The sequence below is a fragment of the Lactobacillus sp. ESL0791 genome (assembly GCF_029433255.1).
Lineage (GTDB): Bacteria > Bacillota > Bacilli > Lactobacillales > Lactobacillaceae > Lactobacillus.
The window spans coordinates 1,497,848-1,522,206 of record NZ_JAQTHU010000001.1 but is presented as its reverse complement, the minus strand read 5'-3'; the positions used below and the strand labels follow the sequence as shown (position 1 = coordinate 1,522,206).

Annotated in this window: 25 protein-coding genes and 1 tRNA gene; 20 read left to right on the top strand and 6 right to left on the bottom strand. The window is 42.8% G+C overall.

What is annotated here, in order from left to right; translation table 11 throughout:
• Window positions 1–13: 13 nt before the first annotated feature.
• The 6 genes from PT285_RS07445 to PT285_RS07420 all read left to right on the top strand — a co-directional run bounded on the left by PT285_RS07445 (window position 14) and on the right by PT285_RS07420 (window position 5,613).
• Window positions 14–391 carry a VOC family protein gene (locus PT285_RS07445; RefSeq protein ID WP_277149238.1) on the top strand — a complete coding sequence of 126 codons (378 nt, stop codon included), beginning with the start codon at window positions 14–16 and terminating at the stop codon, window positions 389–391.
• A 142-nt stretch (window positions 392–533) separates the two neighbouring features.
• Complete coding sequence (gene scrK, locus PT285_RS07440) at window positions 534–1,406, top strand: fructokinase ScrK (protein WP_277149236.1); 873 nt, start codon at window positions 534–536, stop codon at window positions 1,404–1,406.
• Between the two features lie 96 nt (window positions 1,407–1,502).
• Window positions 1,503–2,189, top strand: coding sequence for a DeoR family transcriptional regulator (locus PT285_RS07435; protein WP_277149234.1), 687 nt, complete (start codon window positions 1,503–1,505; stop codon window positions 2,187–2,189).
• 107 nt (window positions 2,190–2,296) lie between these two features.
• Entirely contained in the window at window positions 2,297–3,682 is a 1,386-nt protein-coding gene (locus tag PT285_RS07430) for a glycoside hydrolase family 1 protein (RefSeq protein ID WP_277149232.1), read from the top strand.
• Complete coding sequence (locus tag PT285_RS07425; RefSeq protein ID WP_277149230.1) at window positions 3,675–5,030, top strand: PTS transporter subunit EIIC; 1,356 nt, start codon at window positions 3,675–3,677, stop codon at window positions 5,028–5,030. The genes PT285_RS07430 and PT285_RS07425 overlap by 8 nt, the downstream gene beginning before the upstream one ends.
• Before the next feature lie 112 nt (window positions 5,031–5,142).
• Window positions 5,143–5,613 (top strand): DNA starvation/stationary phase protection protein, encoded by a 471-nt coding sequence (locus PT285_RS07420; RefSeq protein WP_277149228.1) that lies wholly within the window; start codon window positions 5,143–5,145, stop codon window positions 5,611–5,613.
• A 69-nt stretch (window positions 5,614–5,682) separates the two neighbouring features.
• On the opposite strand, the gene PT285_RS07415 is transcribed toward PT285_RS07420, so the two are convergent.
• Together PT285_RS07415 and PT285_RS07410 are read right to left on the bottom strand one after the other, a co-directional pair.
• On the bottom strand, window positions 5,683–5,958 hold the full coding sequence (locus tag PT285_RS07415) for a hypothetical protein (RefSeq protein WP_277149226.1): 276 nt from the start codon (window positions 5,956–5,958) through the stop codon (window positions 5,683–5,685).
• A 21-nt stretch (window positions 5,959–5,979) separates the two neighbouring features.
• Window positions 5,980–6,285, bottom strand: a complete 306-nt coding sequence (locus PT285_RS07410; RefSeq protein ID WP_277149224.1) for a hypothetical protein — start codon at window positions 6,283–6,285, stop codon at window positions 5,980–5,982.
• Between the two features lie 164 nt (window positions 6,286–6,449).
• Here PT285_RS07410 and PT285_RS07405 point away from each other — a divergent pair, with 164 nt between their 5' ends.
• The 5 genes from PT285_RS07405 (at window position 6,450) to PT285_RS07385 (ending at window position 11,364) form a co-directional block, all read left to right on the top strand.
• The gene (locus PT285_RS07405) at window positions 6,450–7,754 is read left to right on the top strand and encodes a glycosyltransferase family 2 protein (RefSeq protein ID WP_277149222.1); all 1,305 of its coding nucleotides are present in this window, start codon (window positions 6,450–6,452) and stop codon (window positions 7,752–7,754) included.
• 83 nt (window positions 7,755–7,837) lie between these two features.
• Window positions 7,838–8,530, top strand: a complete 693-nt coding sequence (rpiA, locus tag PT285_RS07400) for a ribose-5-phosphate isomerase RpiA (protein WP_277149220.1) — start codon at window positions 7,838–7,840, stop codon at window positions 8,528–8,530.
• 112 nt (window positions 8,531–8,642) lie between these two features.
• Window positions 8,643–9,590 (top strand): aldo/keto reductase, encoded by a 948-nt coding sequence (locus tag PT285_RS07395; protein ID WP_277149218.1) that lies wholly within the window; start codon window positions 8,643–8,645, stop codon window positions 9,588–9,590.
• 115 nt (window positions 9,591–9,705) lie between these two features.
• Window positions 9,706–10,638 carry a nucleoside hydrolase gene (locus PT285_RS07390; RefSeq protein WP_277150651.1) on the top strand — a complete coding sequence of 311 codons (933 nt, stop codon included), beginning with the start codon at window positions 9,706–9,708 and terminating at the stop codon, window positions 10,636–10,638.
• Window positions 10,639–11,364, top strand: coding sequence for a GntR family transcriptional regulator (locus tag PT285_RS07385; protein WP_277149216.1), 726 nt, complete (start codon window positions 10,639–10,641; stop codon window positions 11,362–11,364).
• A 32-nt stretch (window positions 11,365–11,396) separates the two neighbouring features.
• Here the strand turns inward: PT285_RS07385 and PT285_RS07380 are convergent, their stop codons facing one another.
• Both PT285_RS07380 and PT285_RS07375 read right to left on the bottom strand, forming a co-directional pair.
• On the bottom strand, window positions 11,397–11,750 hold the full coding sequence (locus PT285_RS07380; RefSeq protein WP_277149214.1) for a bacteriocin immunity protein: 354 nt from the start codon (window positions 11,748–11,750) through the stop codon (window positions 11,397–11,399).
• Entirely contained in the window at window positions 11,743–12,522 is a 780-nt protein-coding gene (locus PT285_RS07375; protein ID WP_277149212.1) for a DeoR/GlpR family DNA-binding transcription regulator, read from the bottom strand. The genes PT285_RS07380 and PT285_RS07375 overlap by 8 nt, the downstream gene beginning before the upstream one ends.
• A gap of 292 nt (window positions 12,523–12,814) precedes the next feature.
• Here PT285_RS07375 and PT285_RS07370 point away from each other — a divergent pair, with 292 nt between their 5' ends.
• The 3 genes from PT285_RS07370 to PT285_RS07360 all read left to right on the top strand — a co-directional run bounded on the left by PT285_RS07370 (window position 12,815) and on the right by PT285_RS07360 (window position 17,472).
• Complete coding sequence (locus PT285_RS07370; protein WP_277149211.1) at window positions 12,815–15,214, top strand: phosphoketolase family protein; 2,400 nt, start codon at window positions 12,815–12,817, stop codon at window positions 15,212–15,214.
• A gap of 218 nt (window positions 15,215–15,432) precedes the next feature.
• Window positions 15,433–16,092, top strand: a complete 660-nt coding sequence (locus PT285_RS07365) for a nitroreductase (protein ID WP_277149209.1) — start codon at window positions 15,433–15,435, stop codon at window positions 16,090–16,092.
• A 27-nt stretch (window positions 16,093–16,119) separates the two neighbouring features.
• Complete coding sequence (locus PT285_RS07360; protein WP_277149207.1) at window positions 16,120–17,472, top strand: hemolysin family protein; 1,353 nt, start codon at window positions 16,120–16,122, stop codon at window positions 17,470–17,472.
• 71 nt (window positions 17,473–17,543) lie between these two features.
• Here PT285_RS07360 and hpt read toward each other — a convergent pair whose 3' ends face one another.
• Window positions 17,544–18,113 carry a hypoxanthine phosphoribosyltransferase gene (gene hpt, locus PT285_RS07355; protein WP_277149205.1) on the bottom strand — a complete coding sequence of 190 codons (570 nt, stop codon included), beginning with the start codon at window positions 18,111–18,113 and terminating at the stop codon, window positions 17,544–17,546.
• Window positions 18,114–18,305: 192 nt separating this feature from the next.
• Between hpt and PT285_RS07350 the strand changes: the two genes are divergently transcribed.
• The 6 genes from PT285_RS07350 (at window position 18,306) to PT285_RS07325 (ending at window position 22,393) form a co-directional block, all read left to right on the top strand.
• The gene (locus tag PT285_RS07350) at window positions 18,306–19,013 is read left to right on the top strand and encodes a GH25 family lysozyme (RefSeq protein WP_277149202.1); all 708 of its coding nucleotides are present in this window, start codon (window positions 18,306–18,308) and stop codon (window positions 19,011–19,013) included.
• Window positions 19,013–20,248 carry a DEAD/DEAH box helicase gene (locus PT285_RS07345; RefSeq protein ID WP_277149200.1) on the top strand — a complete coding sequence of 412 codons (1,236 nt, stop codon included), beginning with the start codon at window positions 19,013–19,015 and terminating at the stop codon, window positions 20,246–20,248. The genes PT285_RS07350 and PT285_RS07345 overlap by 1 nt, the downstream gene beginning before the upstream one ends.
• Complete coding sequence (locus PT285_RS07340; protein WP_277149198.1) at window positions 20,245–21,573, top strand: PTS sugar transporter subunit IIC; 1,329 nt, start codon at window positions 20,245–20,247, stop codon at window positions 21,571–21,573. The genes PT285_RS07345 and PT285_RS07340 overlap by 4 nt, the downstream gene beginning before the upstream one ends.
• Window positions 21,574–21,650: 77 nt before the next feature.
• A tRNA-Arg gene (locus tag PT285_RS07335) sits at window positions 21,651–21,723 on the top strand.
• A 153-nt stretch (window positions 21,724–21,876) separates the two neighbouring features.
• The gene (locus PT285_RS07330; RefSeq protein ID WP_277149196.1) at window positions 21,877–22,143 is read left to right on the top strand and encodes a type II toxin-antitoxin system Phd/YefM family antitoxin; all 267 of its coding nucleotides are present in this window, start codon (window positions 21,877–21,879) and stop codon (window positions 22,141–22,143) included.
• Entirely contained in the window at window positions 22,136–22,393 is a 258-nt protein-coding gene (locus PT285_RS07325; protein ID WP_277150649.1) for a Txe/YoeB family addiction module toxin, read from the top strand. Before PT285_RS07330 ends, PT285_RS07325 begins: the two co-directional genes overlap by 8 nt.
• Before the next feature lie 182 nt (window positions 22,394–22,575).
• On the opposite strand, the gene PT285_RS07320 is transcribed toward PT285_RS07325, so the two are convergent.
• The gene (locus PT285_RS07320; protein ID WP_277149194.1) at window positions 22,576–24,126 is read right to left on the bottom strand and encodes an SHOCT domain-containing protein; all 1,551 of its coding nucleotides are present in this window, start codon (window positions 24,124–24,126) and stop codon (window positions 22,576–22,578) included.
• Between the last annotated feature and the right edge of the window lie 233 nt (window positions 24,127–24,359).

Genomic DNA, 24,359 nt, shown 5'->3' with positions numbered 1-24,359 from the left:
TTGAGGTAATTAAATGATTTTTACTGGATTACAACATGTTGGGATTCCAACAAAAGAATTTGATAAGAGCAAGCAATTTTATGAAGACTTGGGTTTTGAACTAGTCAACACAGAGGATAATGACGGCAGCCGGGTTGGTTTTTACCAACTAGGCGCGCTGATGCTCGAAAGCTGGGAATCACCAGCTGAAGCTCCTGGAAAGGTCGGGGCGATTAATCATATTGCGCTGGATACGCGTGATATTGACAAGGCCTTTGCCAAAGTGCAGAAGCTGGGCGTTGAATTTGTTGATGACGGCATTCAGAATTTGCCTTATTGGGAACACGGGATTAAATACTTTAACTTTTATGGTCCGAATAAGGAAATTTTTGAGGTTTGCCAAAAGTTATAATGCTGTTAAAAAAGAAGCCTGAATAAATTGGATTGCTAATCTGATTTATGGGCTTTTATTTTTGAAAAATTGATTGAATTTATCGTGGTTAAGCATATGATTAATGTGTAACTAAAATCACAAAGATGAAAGGAAGTTATTTATGCTATTAGGATCAATTGAAGCCGGCGGCACCAAGTTTGTCTGTGCGGTCGGCAACGAAAACTACCAGATTAAAGACCAAATCACGATTCCGACAACCTCACCTGCAGAAACGCTGCAAAAAACTGCAGCTTATTTTAAAAAATTTGCGGTCGAAGCAATTGGGATCGCATCGTTTGGACCGATTGAGGTTCGCCAAACTGCATCTAATTACGGCTTTATCACGGACACGCCGAAAGCGGGCTGGCAGAACACGGATTTTGTCGGTTATTTGAAAAAACAGGTTGATGTGCCGATGTTTTTCACGACTGATGTCAATGGTTCGGCCTATGGTGAATACGTGATGTCATTGTTGTCAAACGAGAACATTAACTCGCTTGTCTACTACACGATTGGCACCGGTGTCGGCGGCGGGGCGATTATTGACGGCAAGCTGGTTGGGTCGCTTGGTCATCCTGAAATGGGCCATGTTTTGCTCAAGCGCCATCCCGCTGACCTGGAGTTTGCGGGCGTTTGTCCGTTCCACCAGGATTGTTTGGAGGGCTTGGTTTCGGGGCCGACATTTGAGGCGCGGTTGAACAAGGCGGGCAAGGATGTGCCGCTGACTGATCCTGTCTGGGACATTATGAGCTATTACGTTGCTCAGGCTGCTCTGCAGGTTACCCTGATTTTGCGCCCGGACAAGATTATTTTTGGCGGCGGAGTCACAAGCGAGGCCTTTTTGAAAAAGGTACGGCGGGATTTTGCCAAGATGCTTAATGATTATGTTCATGTGCCAGCACTTGACCAGTATATTACCTTGCCGGAAATTCAAAACAACGGTTCGGCGACCGTGGGTGATTTTGCATTGGCACAGCGTCTGCTGCGGGAATGAGCATGAAAATCATTTAGAAAGCAAATGTTAGTTTTTACTTATTTTTTCTGTTATTATAAAAAATAATGTTGATAGTAAAAATCTTTTGGTTATAAAATGAAAAATACCCTGAGCAATGTCTATAACCGTCGCAGCGAAGAAATTTTGTTTATTCAGCAACAGAAAAAGACGACGGTTACTGAACTGATGCAAAAGTTTGCTGCTTCCAGAAGCACGGTCAACCGCGACTTGGACTTACTTTTAAAAAAGCAGCTGATTATCAAAGAATACGGCAGCATCACGTGGATCGGGATGGCAACTGAGGAAGCGGATGTTGGGCAGACGACCGCTGTGCAACTCCCGTTTTTGCAGGCAGCGGATTTTGTCGGTGTTAAGCAGATCTTTGTCAATGCGGGTCCGTTTGCTGAAGAGATAATCAAGCAGCTTCTGGCTTTAAACATTAAAGTAATTACCAATAATTTGCCAATTACGGGACTTGATCCGGCAGCAGTTGTTTATGTTGGCGGGGTGATTGGACGGAGCAGCAGTTTTTCTTTCTTTTTTGGTGATTCGGCACTCAGAACAATCAAAAGTTTTAACCCGGAGCTGGCAATAATTTACGCAACGGGTGTTAGCCAAAAAATGATTACAACCCAAACCTTGGAGCAATCACTAATAGATCGGACAATGATTGAGCACGCAAAGCAAAATTGGGTTTTGGCAATGACTGCGCAAGAAAATCATGAGAGCAACTTTATGATTGTCAAACGTAATTTGGTAAGTAAGATTTTTCTTATAAAGTAATAGAAAATAACCGTATGAAAGTTTATACGGTTATTTTTATACACAAATTTTTTTCTGGGTATATATTTATCGCGTAAGCGATATCTAATAATTAGGAGGAAAAACGAGTGGCAAAAAACAAATTTCTGTGGGGTGCATCCCTCTCGGCCCACCAGACAGAAGGGGCCTGGAATGAAGACGGCAAGTCGCCCTCTGTTCAGGATGTGCGGCCGCGGGCCAACAAGCAGATTGCCGACTTTACCGTTGCCGTTGATCACTATCACCGCTATCGCGAAGATATTAAATTATTGGCGGAAATGGGGATCAAGGCGCTGCGAATTTCAATTCCGTGGACGCGGATTATTCCTGACGGTGTAGGTGAAGTTAACCAGGCAGGAATCGAGCATTACCAAGATGTCATCCAAACGATCCTTGATAATCACATGATTCCGGTTATTACCACTTATCACTTTGACTTGCCGGAGGTTTTGCAGAAACACGGTGGATGGACGAAACGGGCCATGATTGACGCCTATGAAGCCTACGTCAGAGTATTGTTTACTAATTTTGGTGAGCAGGTGAAGCATTGGCTGACCATCAATGAGCCGAACATCATGCTGTTGTCTGACCAAAAAATTTTGGGTTTTTCATACACCCATCAGGAAAGGTACCAGGCATTTTATAACCTGATGATTGCGGAAAAACAGGCAATTAAGGCGTGTCACGAATTGATTCCTGACGGCCAGATCGGGCCGGTGCCCAACATTTCCTATGTTTATCCCGCAACTTCTAAACCAGAAGATATTCGGGCTGCAATGTACTTCAACAGTGTCCGCAACTGGGCCTATTTGGACTTTTCGGTTAAGGGGCTGATCAACCCGATCTTTAAGAGCTATTTGGCCGCCACCGGGATTAACCTAACAATTTTACCGGAAGACCGTGAACTTGTAAGTCAAAATTTCCCCGATTTTTTGGGAATAAACTATTATACAAGTGCAACGGTTGAATTTCCTCAGGTGGGACAAGACCGGATGAACGGTGTCAGTGATCAGCAGTCCGAAGATGTGTTTGAACACGGCTTTTATAAAGGAGTAACCAATAAGTACCTCAAGAAAAACGATTTCAACTGGACAATCGATCCGCTGGGGCTGGAGACAACACTGGAAATGATTAATGACCGTTACCACCTGCCAATTATGATCACGGAAAATGGCCTGGGGGCATACGACCAGTTGACAGAAGATCAACAGATTCACGACCAGTACCGAATTGATTACTTGAACCAGCATATTCAAAGTATGCTAAAGGCCAAGGACAATGGCGTTGAGATGATCGGCTACTTGCCATGGTCGGCATTGGACCTGATCAGCGTTCATGAGGGCATTAAAAAACGCTACGGTTTTGTCTATGTTGACCGGGATGAACAGGATTTAAAAGACCTAAAAAGATATCCCAAGGACAGTTATTACTGGTACAAGAATCTGATTAAGAAAATGGAGCAGAAAAATGAATAAGTTTTTTAATTTTTTGGAAAAACGTATATTGCCGCCGTTAAATAAAATTGCTAATACCAAGGTTATTCGGGGAATCATGAATGCCGGCTTGGCTGCCGTTCCCTTTACAATTGTGGCCTCAATCTTTTTGATTATTGGTAATCTGCCGCAGATTTTTCCTTTTGCCGCGGACTTTTTAAGCAAGACAATTTTGCGGTTTGCCAATTTTTACATTCTGGGAAGTACAATGGCCTTAGGCTCAATCGCGATTTATTATTCGATTGCGGTTGGTTACTACTATATTGAAGAGTACCGCAAGGCCGGTGAGGAGCAACTGAATTCTTTCACCGGTGCTTTATTGTCACTGTTTGCCTTCCTGCTGACGATTCCTTCTGTCAATTTTAAAGACGGGCTGGCACAAGGTGCTAATGTTAAACCGGTTAATGGCGTCGGCGTTGTTAATGGGCTTTCCTTGACCGGTGGCTGGATTACCCGCTTTGGCGGTATCGGTATTTTTATTTCAATTATTACGGGTATCGTTGCGGTTCAGTTATACCGTCTCTGTGTCAACAAGAACATTACGATTAAAATGCCGGAAGGGGTACCTGATGGAGTTAGCCGCTCCTTTGCCGCGCTGGTTCCGGCAATTCTTGTTGCCTTTGTTATGATTGTCATGAACGTGATTTTGGGGATGTTCCATACCGACCTGCATATGCTATTATCGGCACCGTTTGCTTTTGTCAAAAACCTGACGGGCTCATGGGCTGGCGTAATGGTCATCTTACTCTTAATTCACCTGCTTTGGATTGTTGGGGTCCACGGTACAGCAATTATTAAAAATAGTTTCATTAACCCAATTTTAATTGTAGCGTTAACAGAAAACATTAACGGTGCCCATAATATTTTTGCTGGTGACTTCATTAGTATGTGGGTCTTCATCGGCGGTGCCGGTGGGACACTTGGCTTAGTTTTGCTGATGGCCTTCAAGGCTAAATCTGATCAGCTGAAAACCTTGGGTAAAACAGCTCTTCTGCCCGCAATTTTCAATATTAATGAACCGGTAATTTTCGGTGCCCCGATTGTATACAACCCGTATCTGATTATTCCATTTATTATTAACCCAATGGTGCTGGCTTCGATTGCCTATTTTGCAATTAAAATCGGTTTTGTGGGTTACGTTAATGCTGCAATTGCCTGGATCCTGCCAGTCGGCGTAGGGGCCTGGATCGGCACGCGTGGAAGCTTAACCGCGGTGCTGGTTGCCTTGATCAATCTGGCTGTGTCAGTTTTGATTTACTATCCGTTTTTCAAACTGTATGATAACAAACTGGCTAAAGAAGAAATGGAAAAGAAACAAGCGATTAATTAAGTTTTACTTAACGTAACAAGATTAATCGTTGTTGCAAACAAAATTTTAGGATAAACATTTTCTGTCTGCTATGATTAACTTATAATAAAATTACAAAGCGGAGGCTGACAAAATGAAATATCCTAAAACCAAAGAAGTTTTAAATCAATTAGTTGCTGATCTGACCCAAATGCACATGATCGTACACCAACATCACTGGTACATGCGCGGCAACCGGTTTTTGAAGCTGCACCCATACCTGGACAAGGTAATGGATGAGCTATCTGGCCAGATTGATGAAATAGCAGAACGCCTCATCGCGCTTGACGGCGATCCGGTTTCTACCTTGAGTGATATTGCCAAAATGACGAAGATCAAGGATGAGGAACCTAACTGGAACGAAACAATCGATGAACGTTATGCCAAGATTGTCGATGGTTACCACTACCTTGAGCGCCTATACCAAAAGGGGCTGGAGGTATCTGATGAGGAGGGTGACTATTCAACTAATGACATGTTCACCGGCTTCCATACCGCCATTCAAAAACGGATTTGGATGATGTCTGCAGAAATTAATAAGGCACCGAACAACGATCCAGAATAAATTAATAACAAAATAAAAACTCGGAGCGATGCAGCTTCGGGTTTTTGTTTTGCGTTAAATTATTGAAGTTTAGTAGACAACTGGATTAAAAATATTCATTGTTCGTTGGACTTCAAACTGATCAGAAGTTAAACCAGTGATTTTTGAAAATAGCTTAATAATTTCAGGAATCGACAAACTACTGAATAAATGTAACCTGGTATTATGCACCGTTGAAGGTGACCAATTGCCAAGCGTTTGCAATTCAGGATAGTTCTTTAGATTAATTTCTTTTCCGTCCTTGAGTTTAATTACGGTGGTTGTCCTAGTTAAGGCATTGACAACTGCTCTAATACGTTTCCCCATTTTACTTGCCTGACTTTCTTATTAAATGAAATTGTTATAGAGCGGTGAAAACGGCTGGAATACACTCTTAGTCACTTTAACCGTAAACTTCGTGGGATTAAGTCCCGTGATTTGCGAAAAATGCTTGTTTATCTCCTCATTACTAAGTGGGCTGAAGAGGTGCAAATTCGTGTTATTTTTGGTTGACGGCAGCCAGGTTCCTAAACTTTGCAGCTGAGGATAATCATCAACGTTAATCTTGTTGCCATCCTTTAACTCGATTAATATTGTTACTCGACAAACAGAATTATAAAGTGATTTGAAAATAAATCTTCCAATTTTAGCCATTTTAATACCTGACTTTCTATAATTCAGATCCCATCTTTTTTAAAATTAATTATCATATAATTAATTTTAAGGATATTATAGACCGGAAAGTGAGCGGTATCAATATCTTAGAAAATATTTTATAATTAAGATATTAATTTGTTAAGATTTAATTCGGAGGCCTGATGAAAGTTCAAGTATCATTGATTGTTGCTGCCTATAACGAAGAACGGCTCTTGCCGCGCTGCCTAACTTCTCTAGCACAGCAGGATTTTACTAAAAAATATGAAGTAATTGTGGTGGATGACGGAAGTACAGATAAGACGCCGGCAATTATTCAGAAATATATTGCAAACTATCCGGAAATTTTTAAAAGTATTAGACAAAAAAATTCAGGCCAGGCGGTTGCCCGCAATAATGGGCTCAAAATTGCACGGGGCAAGTATTTGGGTTTTACCGATGCCGATGACTGGGTGGAACCCGATTACATATCGGCTTTATATGCCAATATTGAAAAATATCAAAGTGATGTTGCTGTCTGTGATGTTCATAAAATTTTTGTCGACCAAAATAAAGAAAAAGACGTGCGGACCCTTCCCTGTGCTGAAGGACTGATTGCAGTCGATGCTTATATGACGGTCGCTGAAAGCAATTCTTATTCTTGGAACAAGTTATATCGGCGGGAAATTTGGCAGTCGTTTCAGTTCAAGCAGATGGTTTATGAAGATCTTGACATCCTGCTTCCCATTATCAGCTGCTGCCGGCGGTTGTCCTATGTTCCGCAGCCTTTATACAATTATTATAAGCATGACAACAGCACGACAAGCTCGTATCTTAATCCCCGCTTATTTGATATTTTTACCGCTTACCGTGATTTAATCAATGATACTTTGCCCGTTTACCGTCAGGAAGCCCAGTTCTGCGCGGTAAAGCGAATCCTGCGTAACATGAAGACGCCTGGTTTTAGATATTATTTGTCTTATTTTATTGCCTTTCTGCAGGAAATGGATCTTGACAATAATGACTTGCTTCGCAGCAACAAATTTGCTGCTGCTCTTTCTTATTATCGCCAAGTGCAGCTGCTGCCGGATAATTTTTATTTTACATCTACTATTGTTATGCAAAATTGGCAGCATTACGGGAAAAATGATCACTTAGCATTAATTGATAGTGAGCAAACGCTTTTGCAAAAACTGGAACAAGATGGTGGGATCGTGGTTTTGACAAAAAGTAAACTTGCTTCGCCGTTCGGATTTTTGCGGGCACTTAATAATTTTGTTGTTTGGGATGACCAGCATCAGTGCATGATGTTGGGATTAAGGCCGCACCACCCGCTGCTTCAGTATTTGCTGTCGGCTGAAGATGAATCCGATTTGTCTGCCCAAATTAAAGAAATTTTTGACCATCCGGTTTCTTCGGCTGCACTTTTATTTGATGTTCAAGTGCTGCCGCTATCTGCTTTGCAAAAACAGCTGCTTTTGCAGCCTTAATAAATAAAAAATTATCTCTAAATTTTTTTGCTATAATTGAAGTGGTTTTAGATCGATACTTAGTTATTTAGAAAGCAAGTACAATGAACAAAGAAGAACAAGATGAGTTGAAAAAACGGGCAGCAGTCCAGGCTGCCCAAGCAGTCAAGCCCGGAATTACACTAGGCGTGGGCACTGGGTCCACCGTTGCTTTTTTAATTGATGCTTTGGGCAAGCGCAAAGAGGAAGAGGGCCTTTCTTTTAAAGCAATTGTGACCACCTCAAGCCGAAGCAAGAAGCAGCTTGAAGGCTGGGGTTTCAAAGTTAATGACATGTCTGAAATTGATCAGGTAGACTTGACGATTGATGGGTCGGACCGGGTTGCCGCTAATTTTGACGGAATTAAGGGCGGCGGCGGTGCCCTCACCTTGGAAAAAAATGTTGCCGTTAATTCCAAGAAAAACATTTGGATTGTTGATGAATCAAAGCTGGTTCAGCGCTTGAGCGGCTTTCCGCTGCCGGTTGAAGTTCTGCCGATTACCTGCGAGCAGAATTTCCGCCGCTTTGCCGAGCAGGGCCTGAAGCCGCAGTGGCGGATGGCTGACGGCAAACGTTTTGTTACCCATTATGGAAATTACATTATTGACTTAGCAGTTGATCCGCTGCCGGTTCCGCACGGGCTTGCCGACTATTTAGACCATACGGTGGGTGTGGTTGAGCACGGTTTGTTTCTGGGAATCTGTGATGAGCTGATCATTGCTCATAGCGACGGGAGAATTGAGCAGCGTGTTAAGTAAAAAGTGGTGAAGCTAGGATGTAATGTTGCCTTGCTTCACTATTTTTTGTAAACAGAAATTTTGCTTAAAATTAGGTGAAGTTGTAATCTACCTATCAGTAGGAGGTAATCTGATGACACAAGAAATTAAGATTGGGAAGAGTGACGTGGTCACAAGCTCGAAGTTAGGTCTTGGGACCAACAAGGTCGGCGGACACAATCTCTATCAAGATTTAAATGAGCAGGATGGCTATGCTCTGCTGCGTGCAAGCTTGAAGAAGGAAATTAACTTTTGGGACACGGCCTTTGCCTACGGCCTGGGCCGTTCCGAAGAAATGATCGGCGATGTCCTGCAGGAATATGACCGCTCACAGGTGATTGTTGCTACTAAGGCTGCTCAAGATAAAGATAATGGCATGGCCATCAATAACTCGCCGCAATTCCTGCAAGAAGCGGTTGATGAAGCCTTATTGCGTCTAAAAACTGATTATATTGATATTTTTTACATTCATTTTCCGGATGAAAAGACTCCGAAAGATGAGGCCGTGGACGCACTTGATGAGATGCGGCAAGCTGGCAAAATTCGGGCAATCGGGGTATCCAATTTTTCGCTGGATCAGATTAAAGAGGCTAATAAGAATGGCAAGGTGGACATCGTTGAGAATGAATTCAGCCTGATCCGGCGGCAGCAGGCAAAGGAAACCATGACTTATCTGAAAGAAAATAATATTTCCTTTGTTCCGTTCTTCCCGCTTGCTTCCGGCTTGTTAACCGGTAAATACAAGGCTTCCGACTGGGATAAGTTTAAACAGACCGACAACTGCAAGCTTCTTGGCACTTTTTCTGAGGGTCAGTTTGACCAGGCAATTGCCAGTGTCGATCAGGTCAGAAAGATTGCGCAAAAGCATGAAGCAACGGTCACCCAGGTAGTTTTGGCTTGGTACATGGCTAATCCGGAGATCAGCGTGGTCATTCCAGGTGCGCGAAATGTTCGGCAGGTTGAGAGCAATGCCGCAGCGCTTGATGTGCAGTTGACACCGGCTGAATACCAGGAAATTGACCGGGCTTTTAGCAAGTTTTAAATAAAATTGCAGTTGACTGAATTCCAGCTAACTGCTTTTTTATTTAAAAAGGGGGCAGTTTTGTTTTTTCTTTGGTATGATTAACTTATTATAGAAATTATGAGGAGGGGTGATGATGCACAGGACACCGTTGATTATTAGTACAGATCCGGGAATTGATGATGCGGTTGCGATCACGATCGCGCTGTTTGCACCGCAGCTTGACTTGAAACTAATTGTGGCAACCTGGGGCAATGTTGCCTTGGAAAAAACTCTGGCAAACGCAATGCGGCTGGAAACTTTTTTGCAGACCAAGGTTTCGGTTGCTCGCGGAGCCCAAATGCCGCTGCTGCGTCCGGTTATTAATGCGGCGGCGGTTCATGGTGAATCCGGTATGGCCGGTTATACTTTCCCTGAGCCTGACAGTAGGCTGCTTGACCACCGTTTGGCTGCTGAAGCGTTACATGAAGTGGTTTCAACCAGTCCAGAAAAAGTAACCTTGATGCAGATTGGTCCGGCCACCGATTTTGCTCTGTATTTCAGGCAGTTTCCCGAGGATCTGACAAAAATTGCCAAGCTGGTTATCATGGGCGGCGCTCTTGGCCGGGGCAATTGGGGCCCGTACAGCGAATACAACGTTGCGGGGGACCCAGAAGCGGCCCAGATTGTTTTTTCTAGCGGCGTGCCGATTATGCTGGCACCGTTAGAGTTAGGGCAGCAGGCCTTTGTTGATCAGCAAGTTTTAAATAAAATCCGCAATTTAGGCCGAACAGGGGACATGCTCTATCATCTTTTGACTGCACTAAATGATCAAACTGCAAATGACGGCCGAGAAATTTATGATGCCTTGGCCGTGGGGATGCTGCTGCGGCCAGACATGTACACGTTTGCCTCGGCGTATGTGGCAGTAGACACGAAGAGTCCGCTGTCCTATGGGGCATCTGTGATTGATTTTGATGATTTTTTTGACAAACCGCAGAATGCTCAGGTGGGCGTCAAAGTTGACCGGCAGGAATTTAATTCTTGGTTTGTTGAGGCAATTAGTAGAGCGGATAAGCAGGGAGAATAGATGGCGGATTTTGTTTACCGGACGGTAATGCATGATATCAAAGAAAAAATTTTAGCAAATGAATATGACGGCATGCGCCTGCCCGACGAACGCAGTCTAGCTGAGTACTACCATGTCAGCCGTTCATCGATGAAAAGGGCAATGGAACTGCTGTCACAGCAGGGGATTGTTTTTAAAAAACGGGGTAGCGGCACATTCATTAACCCGCTTTACCTGAAAAATCAGGCGATGTTCCGCTATGAAGGTTCAAACCTGGGCTTGACGGATAGTATCAAGGCTCCGGGGAAAAAACAGCGGATTAAGTTGCTCGACTTCAAGGTGGTTAAGGCTTCCAGTGAAATTGCGCAGGATCTGTTTCTTGCCGAAAATGATTTTGTCTATCAGTTTAAACGTCTGCGTTTTTTGGATAAGCAACCCTTTTTGATTGAACGGGGCTACCTGCCGATTAAGATTGTGCCCGAATTGAAGGCCGATAACCTTAAAGAATCACTCTTTAATTACCTTGAAGATACACAAAATAAGGTGGTCACCAAAGCCTTTTTGAATATTACGGTTGCACCCTCAAGCACAGAGGATCAGGACAAAATGCAGCTTGCCTCAACCGAGCCGGTGGGAGTAATGGAAGGGATTTTCTTCCTGGATGACGGGACTCCGTTTGAGGTGTCCAACATGCGCGTTCATTATCAATACATGCGCTTCAATACTTTTGTTAATTTGAACAGATAAAAAGACGAGCTCAGCTCGTCTTTTTCGTTAACCTAAATAAATTGTTTGACATCAGCAATTGGTGTCGTATAAACAAACGAGAGGTTGGTATATTTGGTTTTTTCTGCCAAATTATGCATGAACTGCTGCTGCTCACCGGACAGATGCAAGTGGTACAAAGCAACCCGGGCCTGAATGTACATAATCAGCTTGCAGGTGTATTCAAGCGGGTGGTCGTTGCTGTCAAATTTTCGTAGTACCAGGCCGATTGCATCCCGAATCTGCTTATATTTGCCAATATTCAATTCATTAAAAGTATCGCTGAAATAACTAGCATAAAACTTGGTTAATTCCCGATAAACTTCTTGGATTAATTGTTGTTGGTCATTAGATAAAGATTTAACCATAATTTTCTTCCTTTTTTAAAACAGAAATGACTTGGGTGTTGCTGTTAAATTGTCGCTGCCACTTTTCTGCTAACGGGTAATCGGTGATCACAACATCAATTTTGTGCAATGGCACCGATAAATACGGAATCGTTGTCTGCTTATCGAATTTGTAGTTTTCTGCAATTACGACTACCTGCTTGGCACGCTGAACCGCGGTTTTAACCAGTTCAGCGTCACTCATCTTGACGGAATAAGCACCGTCATCGGCAATGCTGGCGGCGCCGATAAATGCGGTATCGAATTTTACCTGTTGCAGTGTATTGATTGCAGCAAGCGAATAGTTATAACGCTGCTGTTTATTTATTTTTCCGCCCAGCAAGTACACGTTGGGTAAGGATGCTTGCATCATTGCTAGCGAATTGTCGAGTGAGTTAGTTACAATTTCAATATCGGTTCCGGTTAACAGTCCACACAATTTTTTTAACGTGGTTGAGGGTCCAATAAAATCACATTGACCAGGATGGATAAAATGTTTGGCCATTTGCGCCATCTTATTTTTAACCGGTGAATCAACTTGATTTCTTGTCAAAAAGCTAGGGGCACTCTCACGATTCATTTCAAGTAAGCCGCCGTGAACCCGTAGGGCTTGACCCGTAACTGTCAGGTGGATAACGTCGCGCCTGGCGGTATCGAATGAAATATTAAAAGTCTTGGCAATATCGCGTGTCAAAATGCGGTGTTTAGCAGTCAAAATTTTTTTGATTTCCTGCAATCGTTCTTCTTGTCGCATGATTTCATCTCCTAGAAATAATTTAGCATTTTTGCAAATTTATTTAAGCATTTAATACGTAAATCTTGCAATCTTTTCTGTATTTATCAGTATTTGCGCATAATCTAATAGAATTTAACAATTAAAAATTCCTTTGCAGCAGGATTAGTGAATTTTTTGTTTTTAGCAAATACTTATAAAAATTGGTTCGTCCCAATTTTTATAATGGTTGCTTTTATCTTAAAAGCTGGTATCATGAACTTGTAACAAAAAGTAAAAATATTAGTAAGAGATTGCTTAAAGGAGAAAAAGAATGGCAGTTAATTACGATTCAAAAGAATACTTAAAGAGTGTTGATGCACAATGGCGGGCAGCAAATTACTTGTCAGTTGGTCAGCTCTTCTTAATGAAAAATCCGCTTTTACGCCGCGAACTAAAAGCAGAAGATGTTAAACCTAAACCGATCGGCCACTGGGGCACTATTTCCCCACAAAACTTTATTTATGCCCACTTAAACCGGGTAATTAAGAAGTACAATTTGGATATGTTTTACATCGAAGGTTCGGGGCATGGCGGTCAAGTTATGGTTTCTAATGCCTATCTTGATGGCTCATACAGCGAACGCTTTCCAGATATTCCGCAAAATGAGGAAGGCATGACTAAATTATTTAAACGCTTTAGTTTTCCGGGCGGTTCAGCTTCCCATGCAGCGCCGGAAACCCCGGGGTCGATTCATGAAGGCGGGGAATTAGGTTATTCGTTGTCTCATGGCACCGGCGCAATTTTGGATAATCCTGACGTGATCGCCGCAGTTGAGATTGGTGACGGTGAATCCGAAACTGGCCCGCTGGCAACCAGCTGGTTCAGTGATAAATTCATCAACCCGATTAAAGATGGTGCTGTTTTGCCGATCTTGCAGATCAATGGTTTCAAGATTTCCAATCCGACAATTGTTTCCCGCATGAGTGACGAAGAATTAACCAAGTATTTTGAGGGCATGGGCTGGCACCCATACATTATTTCTGCTTATGATGGCGGTGAATTTGACGGTTACAAAGACCACATGCAGGTGCACGAGGAAATGGCCAAGCTGATGGATACGGTGATTGAAGAAATCAAGGCCATTCAGAAGCATGCACGGGACAACAATGATGCGACTTTGCCGCACTGGCCAATGATCATTTTCCGAGTACCGAAGGGCTGGACGGGACCAAAATTTGACCTCGACGGCAACCCGATTGAAAATTCCTTCCGGGCACACCAAATTCCGATTCCAGTTGAGCAGGATGACATGGAGCACAAAGACATGCTGGTTGATTGGCTGAAGAGCTATAAGCCGGAAGAATTATTTGATGAAAATGGTGCCCCAACCGCTTTGGTTAAGGAAAATCTGGTTCACGGCGACCAAAGAATGGCGATGAATCCAATCACTAACGGTGGTAAGGATCCTAAACGCCTGGCTCTGCCGGACTACCGCAAGTATGCTTTGAAGTTTGACAAACCGGGTTCGGTTGAAGCCCAAGACATGGCTGAGTGGGCAAAGTATCTGAATGAAGTTGCCGAACTTAATCCGGATACCTTCCGCGGTTTTGGCCCCGACGAAACTAAATCCAACCGCTTGTTTAAGTTGCTTGATGAACAAAAACGGCAATGGGAAGAATCCATTCACACGCCTAATGATGAAAATCTGGCACCAAGCGGCCGAATCATTGACTCACAATTGTCTGAGCACCAAGATGAGGGCTGGCTTGAGGGCTACGTTTTAACCGGACGCCACGGCTTCTTTGCCACTTACGAAGCCTTTGGCCGGGTTGTTGACTCAATGCTCACCCAGCACATGAAGTGGCTGCGCAAGGCCAAGGAGCAATATTGGCGTCATGATTACCCGTCTTTGAATTTTGTGGCCACCTCAACGGTCTTCCAGCAGGATCATAACGGTTATACTCACCAAGATCCGGGTATTTTGACCCATATGTACGAAAAGAATCGTCCGGATTTAGTGCACGAATACTTGCCGGCAGATACCAACTCACTTCTGGCAGTCTCGCAAAAGGCTTTCACTGAGCGTGAATGCATCAACATTTTGGTCACTTCCAAGCAGCCGCGGCCGCAATGGTTCTCAATTGATGAAGCAAGTAAAATTGCCCAGCACGGTTTATTCTACATTGATTGGGCCTCAACCGATCAAAATGCTAAACCGGATGTGGTTTTTGCATCAACAGAAACCGAGCCGACGATGGAGTCGCTTGCTGCCATTGACATTCTGCACAAGGAATTTCCGGATCTGAAGATACGCTACATTAACGTTATCGACATCATGAAGCTTATGAACACCAAGGATAATCCTGAAGCAATTTCTGATGAAGAATTTGACCAGCTGTTTCCGAGTGATGTGCCGGTAATCTTTGCTTGGCACGGTTTCGAGGCAATGATGCAGTCGATCTGGTTCGGCCGTAAGCGGTCGAACATCCATATTCACTGTTATGAAGAAGAGGGCGATATCACAACACCGTTTGATATGCGGGTTGTTAACGAGCTTGACCGCTTCCACCTGGCCAAGGATGCTGTTTTAAGTATTCCGCGTTTGGCTGATAAGAGCGCCGGTTTTGTTGCAAAAATGGATGCACTTCTTGCAAAGCACCACCAATACATTCGTGATAACGGCAAAGATATGCCTGAAGTCACCGAATGGAAGTGGACGGGATTGAAGTAATTTTTTAAAAGAATACATTTTTGATTAATAAGAGTCTGATTTGCTGAAATCAGACTCTTATTGCTTTAATGAAGCTTAGTAGATGGTATACTAAAGGTAGGTTTATCAAGTTCAGAAATATTATAAAAATTAGGAGAGCAAATTTTTGCTTTCTTTTGTATAATTAACTTGTGTGAATATAGTTTTTTTACTTTACAGTATGCGAGGTTTTGAATTCAATGGAATTTGAAGAATTATTTAAACAAGAACGTGTAACACGTAAATTTTCTAATAAAAGGGTTAGTGAAAAAATTCTTGCCGGAATCATTAAGGAGGCGCAGCTGTCGCCGTCGCTCTTAAATTCGCAGCCGTGGCGTGCCTACGCGGCAACTGATCAGGCTTTAGCCGGTTTGCGCAAAGAGTTTGAGGAAAAGACGAATGCGGGTGAAACGCCGCATGAGGATTTTGCGGCAATGTTATCGCTTGATTGGGACACTTTTCCAAGTCAGAATATGGCAGCGATGGGCGCTTCGCAGGCATATTTCTTCCGTGATAAGCTGGATTTATTTACAGAGGCCAACAATACCATGTTTAATGCACCGGCAGTAGTGTTTTTGACGGTTCCGCGCAAGTCGCCGGCTTGGTCTGTGTTTGACTTAGGAATTTTTGCCCAAAGCATCATGCTGCTGGCCCTTAACCGCGGCTTGTCAATTATGCCGGCGCACTCAATGGTTTCTTACCCCGAGCTTGTTCGCAAATACGTGCACATTCCAGAAAGCGAATTGGTGGGGATGGCGATCGGTATCGGCTATAAGGATAAGGGCGCCGAGGTAAACGACCCGAAATTTTTCCCGGACCGGGTTCCGTTTGAAAAAATCTATCAATTGAGTAATAAATAATTTTTAGCAAAAAGGAAGATTTATATTTTGAGTACGACACAAATAATAACTAATTTGGTAGCAACATTAGTTATTTTTGTATTTGCAGCTTTTTTTGTAGCTGCTGAATTTGCCTTGGTGCAGACCCGTCCGAGTCAGTTGGAAGACATGATTAACAACGGGCAGGGCAACCAGAAAAAATTAAAGCGTGCCCTGCACATGGTGCACAACCTGAATGAATACTTGTCGACCACGCAGGTGGGAACCACGCTTGTCGGGGTCGTTTTGGGTTGGTTTTCTGCCGATACGCTGGCGGTCTTGTTTGAGCGCTTGTTCTCGTTGACAGCGTTGAATCATACCGTTGTGCGTTCACTAGGAGCACTGCTGGGCGTGATCCTCTTGACCTACTTGGAAGTGGTGGTCACAGAAATTGTTCCAAAAAATATTGCGATCGATATGCCGGTGAAAATGCTGCTGACACTGAGTGGGCCTCTGCAAATTTTTCATACTTTGGTTTATCCTTTTGTTTGGCTGCTGAATTCCAGTTCTAACGGTCTGTTAAAAATAATGGGCTTTAAGCCGGCAGATGAAGAAAATCAGGTTTATTCACAATCAGAGATTATTAAACTGTCACGCAACGCCGTTCATGGCGGCTCCCTTGATAAATACGATCTGACCTACATGCAGCGCGCATTTGAGCTGAATGACAAAATCGCTAAGGATATTATGGTTGACCGCACGCGGCTAGCGGTGATCAACGCAACCGATACGGTCGGCCAGGCGCTGAAGATGTACCTTGAAGAGGGTCACAGCCGGCTGCCGGTTGTCCGCAAAAACAACAAGGATGACGTTGTAGGTTACATCTATTCGTATGATATTGTTCAGCAGAGTCAGGTGGACAAGAAAGTGCCGATCACGCGGATTATTCGGACGATTATTACGGTGCCCGAGTCGATGCCGATCCAGGATGTCCTGCACCTGATGATTAAAAAGCACACACCGATTGTTTTGGTGGTCGATGAGTACGGCGGTACCAGCGGAATCGTGACCGATAAAGATATTTACGAAGAGTTGTTTGGTACTGTTAAGGACGAGATTGACGACGTTTCCGATGATTATATTATTAAGGACAAGAATGGCAATATCCGTGTGTCTGGGAAAACCACTCTGTATGATTTCGAACGTTATTTCCGCACAAACTTAAAGTGCTTTCAGGATAGTGATATTATTACCATCGGCGGCTACATGATGGAGCATTACCCTGACCTGCAAAAAGGGGAGACGGTCGAACTTGAAGGTTATGCCTTTACGCTTGACACGATTGAGCAGGGCTTTATGCGCTGGTTTACCGTCAAAGCTGCTGACAAAAAAGCACCGGTACCGGTAAAGGAAGAAAAGTAGATATAAATAAAAAAAGAAGGTTTTCGCTAAGCGATTGCCTTCTTTTTAACTGGTTAAATAATTGTGCTGTATTATTTGTTATTAACCTGCTTAATGATTTCGGGTTTAAGAACCCCAATGTAGCGCAGATTGCGGAAAAAGTTCATGAAGTCCAGACCGTAGCCGACCACAAATTCATTGCCCACTTTTGAACCATAATATTCGATCTTAACATCGGTTGTCCGGTTGGCTTCCTTGTTGAGCAAAACGCAACATTTAACACTTTTGGCACCGCGCTTCTTGAGCAGATCTTTCATGTATTTAAGGGTCAAGCCGGTATCAACGATGTCTTCAACAATTAAAACATCGCGACCCTTGACGTTCGTTACTAGGTCGGAAATCAGTTTAACCTTGCCCGATGATTCGAAGCCATCCCCGTAGCTGGAAACATCCATGAAATCAATTTCTTCCTCAACGTCCATTTCCCTGACCAAATCGGTTAGGAAAAAGATTGCACCTTTCAGTGCGCCAACGACAAGCGGCTTCTTGCCCGCGTAATCTTCAGTCAGCTTTTTGCCTAAAGTGACGCACATGTTGTGAATGTCATCTTCGGAAAATAGTTTGTGGTCAATAATTCTGTTAATGTTATCGGTTTTCGGCATTTATCTATCCTTCATTCAACTAGCGATCTGTTTACTGATAACTGAAATTATACCATTCTTTAGGTAAAAAGGCAGTTCATTCATAGCTATGTTTTGTATATGTAAAAAAATTTTGTTATTCTAAGATTTTCGACAGATTGTATTACCTGGTAAAAGTAAAATTTGTTAGAATAGAGCAGTAGGAGGGCCAGTATGGATCGCTTTCATCACAAATATACGTTGCCGGCAATTTTAACGCTGCTGGTGGTGGTTATTGCCGCTCTCTTGATTGGGCTTTTAAATTTAAAAAAGCAGACTACTCTGCCGCTGAATACTAATGCCAGTGCGGTGGGGATCGAATTAAATCAAGATGTCGATTACGTCGACTTGCATAAGCTGCAGGCCAATGGTGTCTCATTTGTTTATCTTAAAAGCACCCAGGGGCGCTCTTATTTCGATGACAATTATTTGTCTTACCGGGACCAAATTTTGGGGACCAAGCTCGCCTTCGGGACAATCATCTCATATAGTAATGAGTCGACACCGCTGGAGCATTACCGTTATTTTACCAAAATGGTGGGGCAGGATACCGGCAGCCTGCCAATTATGCTTGTACCCGCAGTTGACAGCAGGTCCAAGAGCTATTTGGAGCAGATGGGGCAATTTGCCCAGATGCTGCAGCAAGCAGGCAAGCAGGTCATAGTGGCCGTGAATTATAAGTACCGCGGATATTTTGCTAAGTCAACCAAGTTTATTTCCTTTGCAAACAGGCGCCCCGACAGGGTGGAGTATGCTTTTTGGCGTTATACCACTAACGGTCGGGTTAAAAATATTAGAGGATTAGAGAATAACGTTACCATGTTTTCATATAACGGAACGGTAACGCAGTATAAACAGAAATATGGGCAGTTAACACAATAATGTATCAAGAAAAAGTTGCAGAAACACTGACAAAAGAGGGCATTACTAAACCGACCATGATTCAGGAACAAACCTATGAGGCGATTAAGGCGGGGCAGAATCTGGTGGCATTGGCCAAGACTGGCACGGGCAAGACGCTAGCTTACGCGCTGCCGGCGCTGGAAAATACGATGCCGGGTGCCAAAAACAGCCTGGTAATTATCGCGCCCACGACCGAATTGGCAGTGCAGATCCGGCAGGCAATTAATCCTTATATTGCCGCCCTGGGCTTGACCGGGATCAGTTTGGTGGGTGCAGGCAACCGCAAGCGGCAGGAGGATACCCTGAAAAAGCGGCATCCGGAAGTTGTTGTGGCCACGCCAGGACGTTTTTTTGATTTATTTTCGAGCAACCGAATCAAGACTGCCGAAATCAAGACACTGATTATTGACGAGGCGGATGACGTTCTGGAGTTTGGTAAGCTGGAGCTGATCAGCGCGCTGGGGCAAAACCTGGCGGTTGATGCCCAGATTTTGCTCTTTGGGGCGACTTCTTCGCGAATAACGGACGAGGCGGAAAAAATGTTTGCGCGTCCGTTTCAATTGGTTGATGTGCGCCCGCAGCAGCAGACAACGAGTAAAAATTACTTTCTGCAGGTCGATAATGCGCATAAGATTGAATTTTTGCAGCGACTGACGCAGCTGGACCATTTCAGGGGGATTCTGTTTTTTGATTCCAACCAGGCAATGATGCGCTTTGCCGGGATTTTTGCTCATACCAAAACCCAGTTTACCCTGCTGACAAGCGAATTTAATAAAAAACGGCAGCAGGAAGCACTGCAGGCGTTTAAACGGGGCAAGAGCAAGCTGCTGATTGCTACCGATGTTGCGGCGCGCGGCCTGGATATTCCCGGGCTAACCTACGTGATCAACTTTGATATTCCCCGTGAAGTGAATACCTACCTTCATCGAGCTGGTCGCACGGGCCGGATGGGTAAAATCGGTTATGTTGTCACACTTGGTGATGACCATGATCTGCGTGACCTGAAAAAGCTGCTGGCCGGGAAAATTGCTCTGGAACGTGTCTATTTTGCGGGTTTCAAGCTGACGACCAAGCGGCCGCGGGTAAAGAAAAAGCAGGGTGAAAGGAACATTACGGTTACTAGCGAAAGTAAAACAGTTAAAACTAGACACCGAAAACGCCGCAATAAAAATAAGGGTTATCACCCGCACTATTTAAAGAAAGGAAAAGAATGAATCGCTTAGTTGCCTGGCTGGAAAATTATGTCTTACCGCTTGCTAACCGGCTGGCGCAGGTGCGCTGGCTAGTTGCGTTGCGGGATGCGTTCATCACCGTGATGCCAATCACGATTGCGGGGTCGCTTGCCGTCTTAATCAAGAGTTTGATTGAGGCTGCCAAGGTTAACCTCGGGTGGAAGACCTTCGCTTTTGTCATGCAGCCGCTGGTTTTGATCAGTAACGTTGTCTGGCGGGGGACTTTTTCGCTGTTTGCGCTGTTTTTTGCGCTGACTTTGGGTTATCAGCTGGCAAAAAATTTGGAGGTCAGTCCGCTGGGGGGCGCAGTGGTTTCACTTGCGTCCTTTACCATGAGTATTGCTAGTTTTGTTAATTTAAAAGTCCGCGGCGTTAATCTCACAATCCATAATGCGTTTGATATTTCCCAACTGTCAACAACCGGTACCTTTACCGCAATTATCTTTGGTTCCTTGGGCGTTGTAATTTATGCTTTCTGTCTGCATGAACGCTTCATGCTGCATTTTTCGACAACTTTGCCGCGGGCTGAACAGGAGGCCTTCGATTCGCTGGTTCCCGGAATCATTGCCATTTTTGCCGTAGGGCTGATCAATTTTATTTTTCAGTCGGCAACTGGCACCTACTTTGGCAATTGGCTGCTTAAAACAATTCAAATTCCGCTCGTTAATATGGGGCAGGGTTTTGGCATGGTCTTGCTGGTTACATTGCTGGTGCAGATCTTTTGGTTCTTTGGCATTAATGGAATTAGTGTGCTGGCCCCGATTCTAGATTCAATCTGGCTTCCGGCACAGAACGTCAATGTTACCGCGGCTCGTGACGGCAATGTGCCACCATTTTTGTGGGTCCGGGGCTCGTTTGACGTTTTTGCTTGGTTTGGCGGGGCGGGCGGTACCTTGATGTTGATTGTGGCTATCCTGCTCTTTTCTAAGAGAAGTGATTACCGGACAATTGCCAAGGTTGCGCTGGCTCCGGGGATTTTTAACATCAATGAACCGATTGTGCTGGGCTTGCCCGTTGTACTTAATCCGGTCTATTTCATTCCCTTTGTGCTGGCACCGCTGGTAAATGTTGCTTTTTCATACTGGGTCAGCATCATGGGCCTGGTTAATCCTGTCCAGGTAGCTGTTCCGTCGATCATGCCGCCATTAATTGGGCCGTTCTTGGCATGCAATTATGATTGGCGCGCGATTGTTCTTAGCTTGATTGATATGCTGATTGCATTGGCGATTTGGACACCGTTTGTGTTCGCGGCTGATAAAATTGCCGATGCGGACAAGACACCGCAATTTTTTACGACACAATACTAAAAAGTACGGCAATTTTTATGACATAACAATAAAAAATGTGGCATTTGCGTGTTAATTTTGGTAAAGTTAAAGAGTGCGACCCCGTAGTTCATCTGGATAGAACAATGGTCTCCTAAACCGTAGAGGTGAGTTCGAATCTCACCGGGGTCATCGAAATATAGCTGTAGGTGCTTATAAATTAATGATTTAAGTTTACTATGTTAGCCAAGCTATGCTAAATGTAATTTTATGGGATTCCACTTTTCGTATTACTTGTATAAATGTACGTGTTATTGTACGCTAAGTAAAAATGGAGGTATAGAGATGGAGGCTGTCTCATATTCTGGATTTAGAAAAAATCTTAAACATTATCTTACACAGGTTAATGATGATTCTACTACTTTACTAGTCACTAATCGTGATGATGCGGAAAATACTGCTGTAGTGATGTCTAAACGTGATTATGATAGTTTGATGGAAACTATTAGGATTATGAATAATCCATATTTAATGGACAAAATTAGACAGGGTCGTAAACAAATTGTTGACGGCAAGGCTAAGCAGCATGAACTGCTTGACAATGATGATTAAAGCATGGACTGATGCCGCTTGGTCGGATTATATGTATTGGCATAATCAAAATGATAAAGCGACAATTAAACGAATCAATCGCTTAATAGAAAATACCGACCGTCATCCGTTTGAGGGAATAGGAAAACCAGAACCTTTAAAATATGAATTAACTAATGTGTGGGCGAGAAGGATAACGCAAGAACATCGTTTGCTTTATCAAATAGATGACAATACAATTTATATTTTAGCTGCAAAGGATCATTATTGAACTTTTGCGAAGTCATTAAAAAAGCTTTTGGTTATCAATCAAAGGCTTTTTTTAATGATTATTTATTCATTTTGCTTATTCTTGCGGTATTCAAAGCTGAACCCACTTTTAGATAAGATATTATATAAAATTTGTTCAGAAGAAATTCCAGATAGTATGGCAATTCAACGGATTTTGACGCTTTAAAGATTCAGCAATTCCTTCTTTTTGGCCTCAAATTCTTCTTGGGTAATAATATTGTCATCTGCCAATTGCTTATATTTCCGTATTTCTTCCGGGATGACATCATCTATAGCGATATTTTGATTATTTTCCTCTTCTTCTTGAGCTTTCCAGTTATCAATAATTGAAGCTACGGCTTTTGCTTTTGAGATAAGAGAATCCATAAGGGATTCGGTCATTTCGGTTGGAATAGTTAAAAACTTAATCTCAAACTTGCTGCCATCAATCAAAGTAATAACTAAGCCAAAATGATCAAGGTATCCCTTTTCTTTTCCCCCGGTCACGCCAGCAATAATCGCACCGGGTGTGCCGGCAATTAGTGCACCAACAATCGCGCGGGTAAATACATGGTGCTTGTTTTTAACGTGGTCCTTTTCGTTTAAGTCATACGAGACAATCTCACTAGCATCAACGAAGCGGGCATCTTCTAAAAATGTTTTACGAATATAAATCTTTCTTGCAGCAATATTAAAGTAATAGTGAGAATATCTAACAGAGTTCTTTTTAAAATCTTCTATTTGCTGCTTTTCTTTCTCTTCTTTAGCTTTTTGGATTTGTCTTTGCTGTTCCATTTCTAGCTCAATATCAGTGAAATCTTTGCCTTGATCCAGATATTCGTTGAAGTCAGCAATTGTATGGTTAGCAGCCCAAATTTGGGCATCATCGGTTGATTTAGTAAAATTATATTTGGCCATACAACTTTCGCAAACATAAACCGAATCTTTAAATATTAAGTAATGTTCGCTGTGCTTGAGGCTTTGACAACAAAATACACAAAATGCCCTATTCTTTTTCTCTATCCGCTCATTATCTTCTTTGGATGATGTATAAGCTACCCAAATACCAAAAACCGAACAGAGTGAAATGATGATTTTTAGGAAGATATTAGTTGATTTATCAGACAAATAAATCAGAAAAACTATGCCGATGAGCAGCCATACCCAAAAGCGTTTATACCAAGGCTTATGCGGTTTTTTATTATGCTTTTTTGTTGATACAACGATGTCGCCTTTGTCCTTATTAGTATCTTTAGTTTTTTGGTTTTGCCGCTCTATTTCTGATTTAATATCAGAAAAATCTTTATCTTGATCAAGATAGTTTTTAAAGTCAGCAATTGTGTGATGAGCGGCCCAAGTGTGAGCATTGCTAGGTGATATCGTAAAATTATATTTAGCCAGACAATCTTCACAAATGTAAGCCGACTTTTTAAACTTTAAGTAATGTTCACTGTGCTTGAGGCTTTGACCGCAAAGAGCACATGTTGCGTTATTCTTTTTATCTGATCGACAAATTCCCCATATCCCAAAAACTGCACAGAGTGAGACAATAATTTTTATGAAAATATTAGTTGATGTATCAAACAAATAAATCTGAAAAATTGTTATAATAAGTAGCCATACCCAAAAGCGTTTATACCAAGGCTTGTGCGACTTTTTTTTACGTTTTTTTGTCGCTACATTGGCTCTGTTTTTATTCTCATTTTTATTGCTTTTTTCTGTTTTTCTAGCCATAATCAAAACTTTCTAAACAATTATATTTAATACGTTTTTATTATAAACCATCTATTCTTATAGATTGGAACAAAATTCGTTTTTATGAGGAAAAAATGCTCCTGCTCATTTCAATGCCAGTCTATTAATTTCTGATAGTTGCCTTTGCGATTTTAAGTAAAACTGCTATTGATTTTGTCTTCACATGTTAAGAGTAAAAATTCGTATATTTATTGTATTTAGTTTGTTTAGCA

Coding starts and splice junctions, on each gene's coding strand:
- rpiA (WP_277149220.1), top strand. CDS start 7,838: ATGAACAAAGAAGAACAAGATGAGTTGAAAAAACGGGCAGCAGTCCAG.
- PT285_RS07390 (WP_277150651.1), top strand. CDS start 9,706: ATGCACAGGACACCGTTGATTATTAGTACAGATCCGGGAATTGATGAT.
- PT285_RS07410 (WP_277149224.1), bottom strand. CDS start 6,285: ATGGCTAAAATTGGAAGATTTATTTTCAAATCACTTTATAATTCTGTT.
- PT285_RS07340 (WP_277149198.1), top strand. CDS start 20,245: ATGAATCGCTTAGTTGCCTGGCTGGAAAATTATGTCTTACCGCTTGCT.
- PT285_RS07445 (WP_277149238.1), top strand. CDS start 14: ATGATTTTTACTGGATTACAACATGTTGGGATTCCAACAAAAGAATTT.
- scrK (WP_277149236.1), top strand. CDS start 534: ATGCTATTAGGATCAATTGAAGCCGGCGGCACCAAGTTTGTCTGTGCG.
- PT285_RS07370 (WP_277149211.1), top strand. CDS start 12,815: ATGGCAGTTAATTACGATTCAAAAGAATACTTAAAGAGTGTTGATGCA.
- PT285_RS07405 (WP_277149222.1), top strand. CDS start 6,450: ATGAAAGTTCAAGTATCATTGATTGTTGCTGCCTATAACGAAGAACGG.
- PT285_RS07320 (WP_277149194.1), bottom strand. CDS start 24,126: ATGGCTAGAAAAACAGAAAAAAGCAATAAAAATGAGAATAAAAACAGA.
- PT285_RS07435 (WP_277149234.1), top strand. CDS start 1,503: ATGAAAAATACCCTGAGCAATGTCTATAACCGTCGCAGCGAAGAAATT.
- hpt (WP_277149205.1), bottom strand. CDS start 18,113: ATGCCGAAAACCGATAACATTAACAGAATTATTGACCACAAACTATTT.
- PT285_RS07365 (WP_277149209.1), top strand. CDS start 15,433: ATGGAATTTGAAGAATTATTTAAACAAGAACGTGTAACACGTAAATTT.
- PT285_RS07345 (WP_277149200.1), top strand. CDS start 19,013: ATGTATCAAGAAAAAGTTGCAGAAACACTGACAAAAGAGGGCATTACT.
- PT285_RS07420 (WP_277149228.1), top strand. CDS start 5,143: ATGAAATATCCTAAAACCAAAGAAGTTTTAAATCAATTAGTTGCTGAT.
- PT285_RS07325 (WP_277150649.1), top strand. CDS start 22,136: ATGATTAAAGCATGGACTGATGCCGCTTGGTCGGATTATATGTATTGG.
- PT285_RS07385 (WP_277149216.1), top strand. CDS start 10,639: ATGGCGGATTTTGTTTACCGGACGGTAATGCATGATATCAAAGAAAAA.
- PT285_RS07375 (WP_277149212.1), bottom strand. CDS start 12,522: ATGCGACAAGAAGAACGATTGCAGGAAATCAAAAAAATTTTGACTGCT.
- PT285_RS07350 (WP_277149202.1), top strand. CDS start 18,306: ATGGATCGCTTTCATCACAAATATACGTTGCCGGCAATTTTAACGCTG.
- PT285_RS07425 (WP_277149230.1), top strand. CDS start 3,675: ATGAATAAGTTTTTTAATTTTTTGGAAAAACGTATATTGCCGCCGTTA.
- PT285_RS07415 (WP_277149226.1), bottom strand. CDS start 5,958: ATGGGGAAACGTATTAGAGCAGTTGTCAATGCCTTAACTAGGACAACC.
- PT285_RS07395 (WP_277149218.1), top strand. CDS start 8,643: ATGACACAAGAAATTAAGATTGGGAAGAGTGACGTGGTCACAAGCTCG.
- PT285_RS07330 (WP_277149196.1), top strand. CDS start 21,877: ATGGAGGCTGTCTCATATTCTGGATTTAGAAAAAATCTTAAACATTAT.
- PT285_RS07380 (WP_277149214.1), bottom strand. CDS start 11,750: ATGGTTAAATCTTTATCTAATGACCAACAACAATTAATCCAAGAAGTT.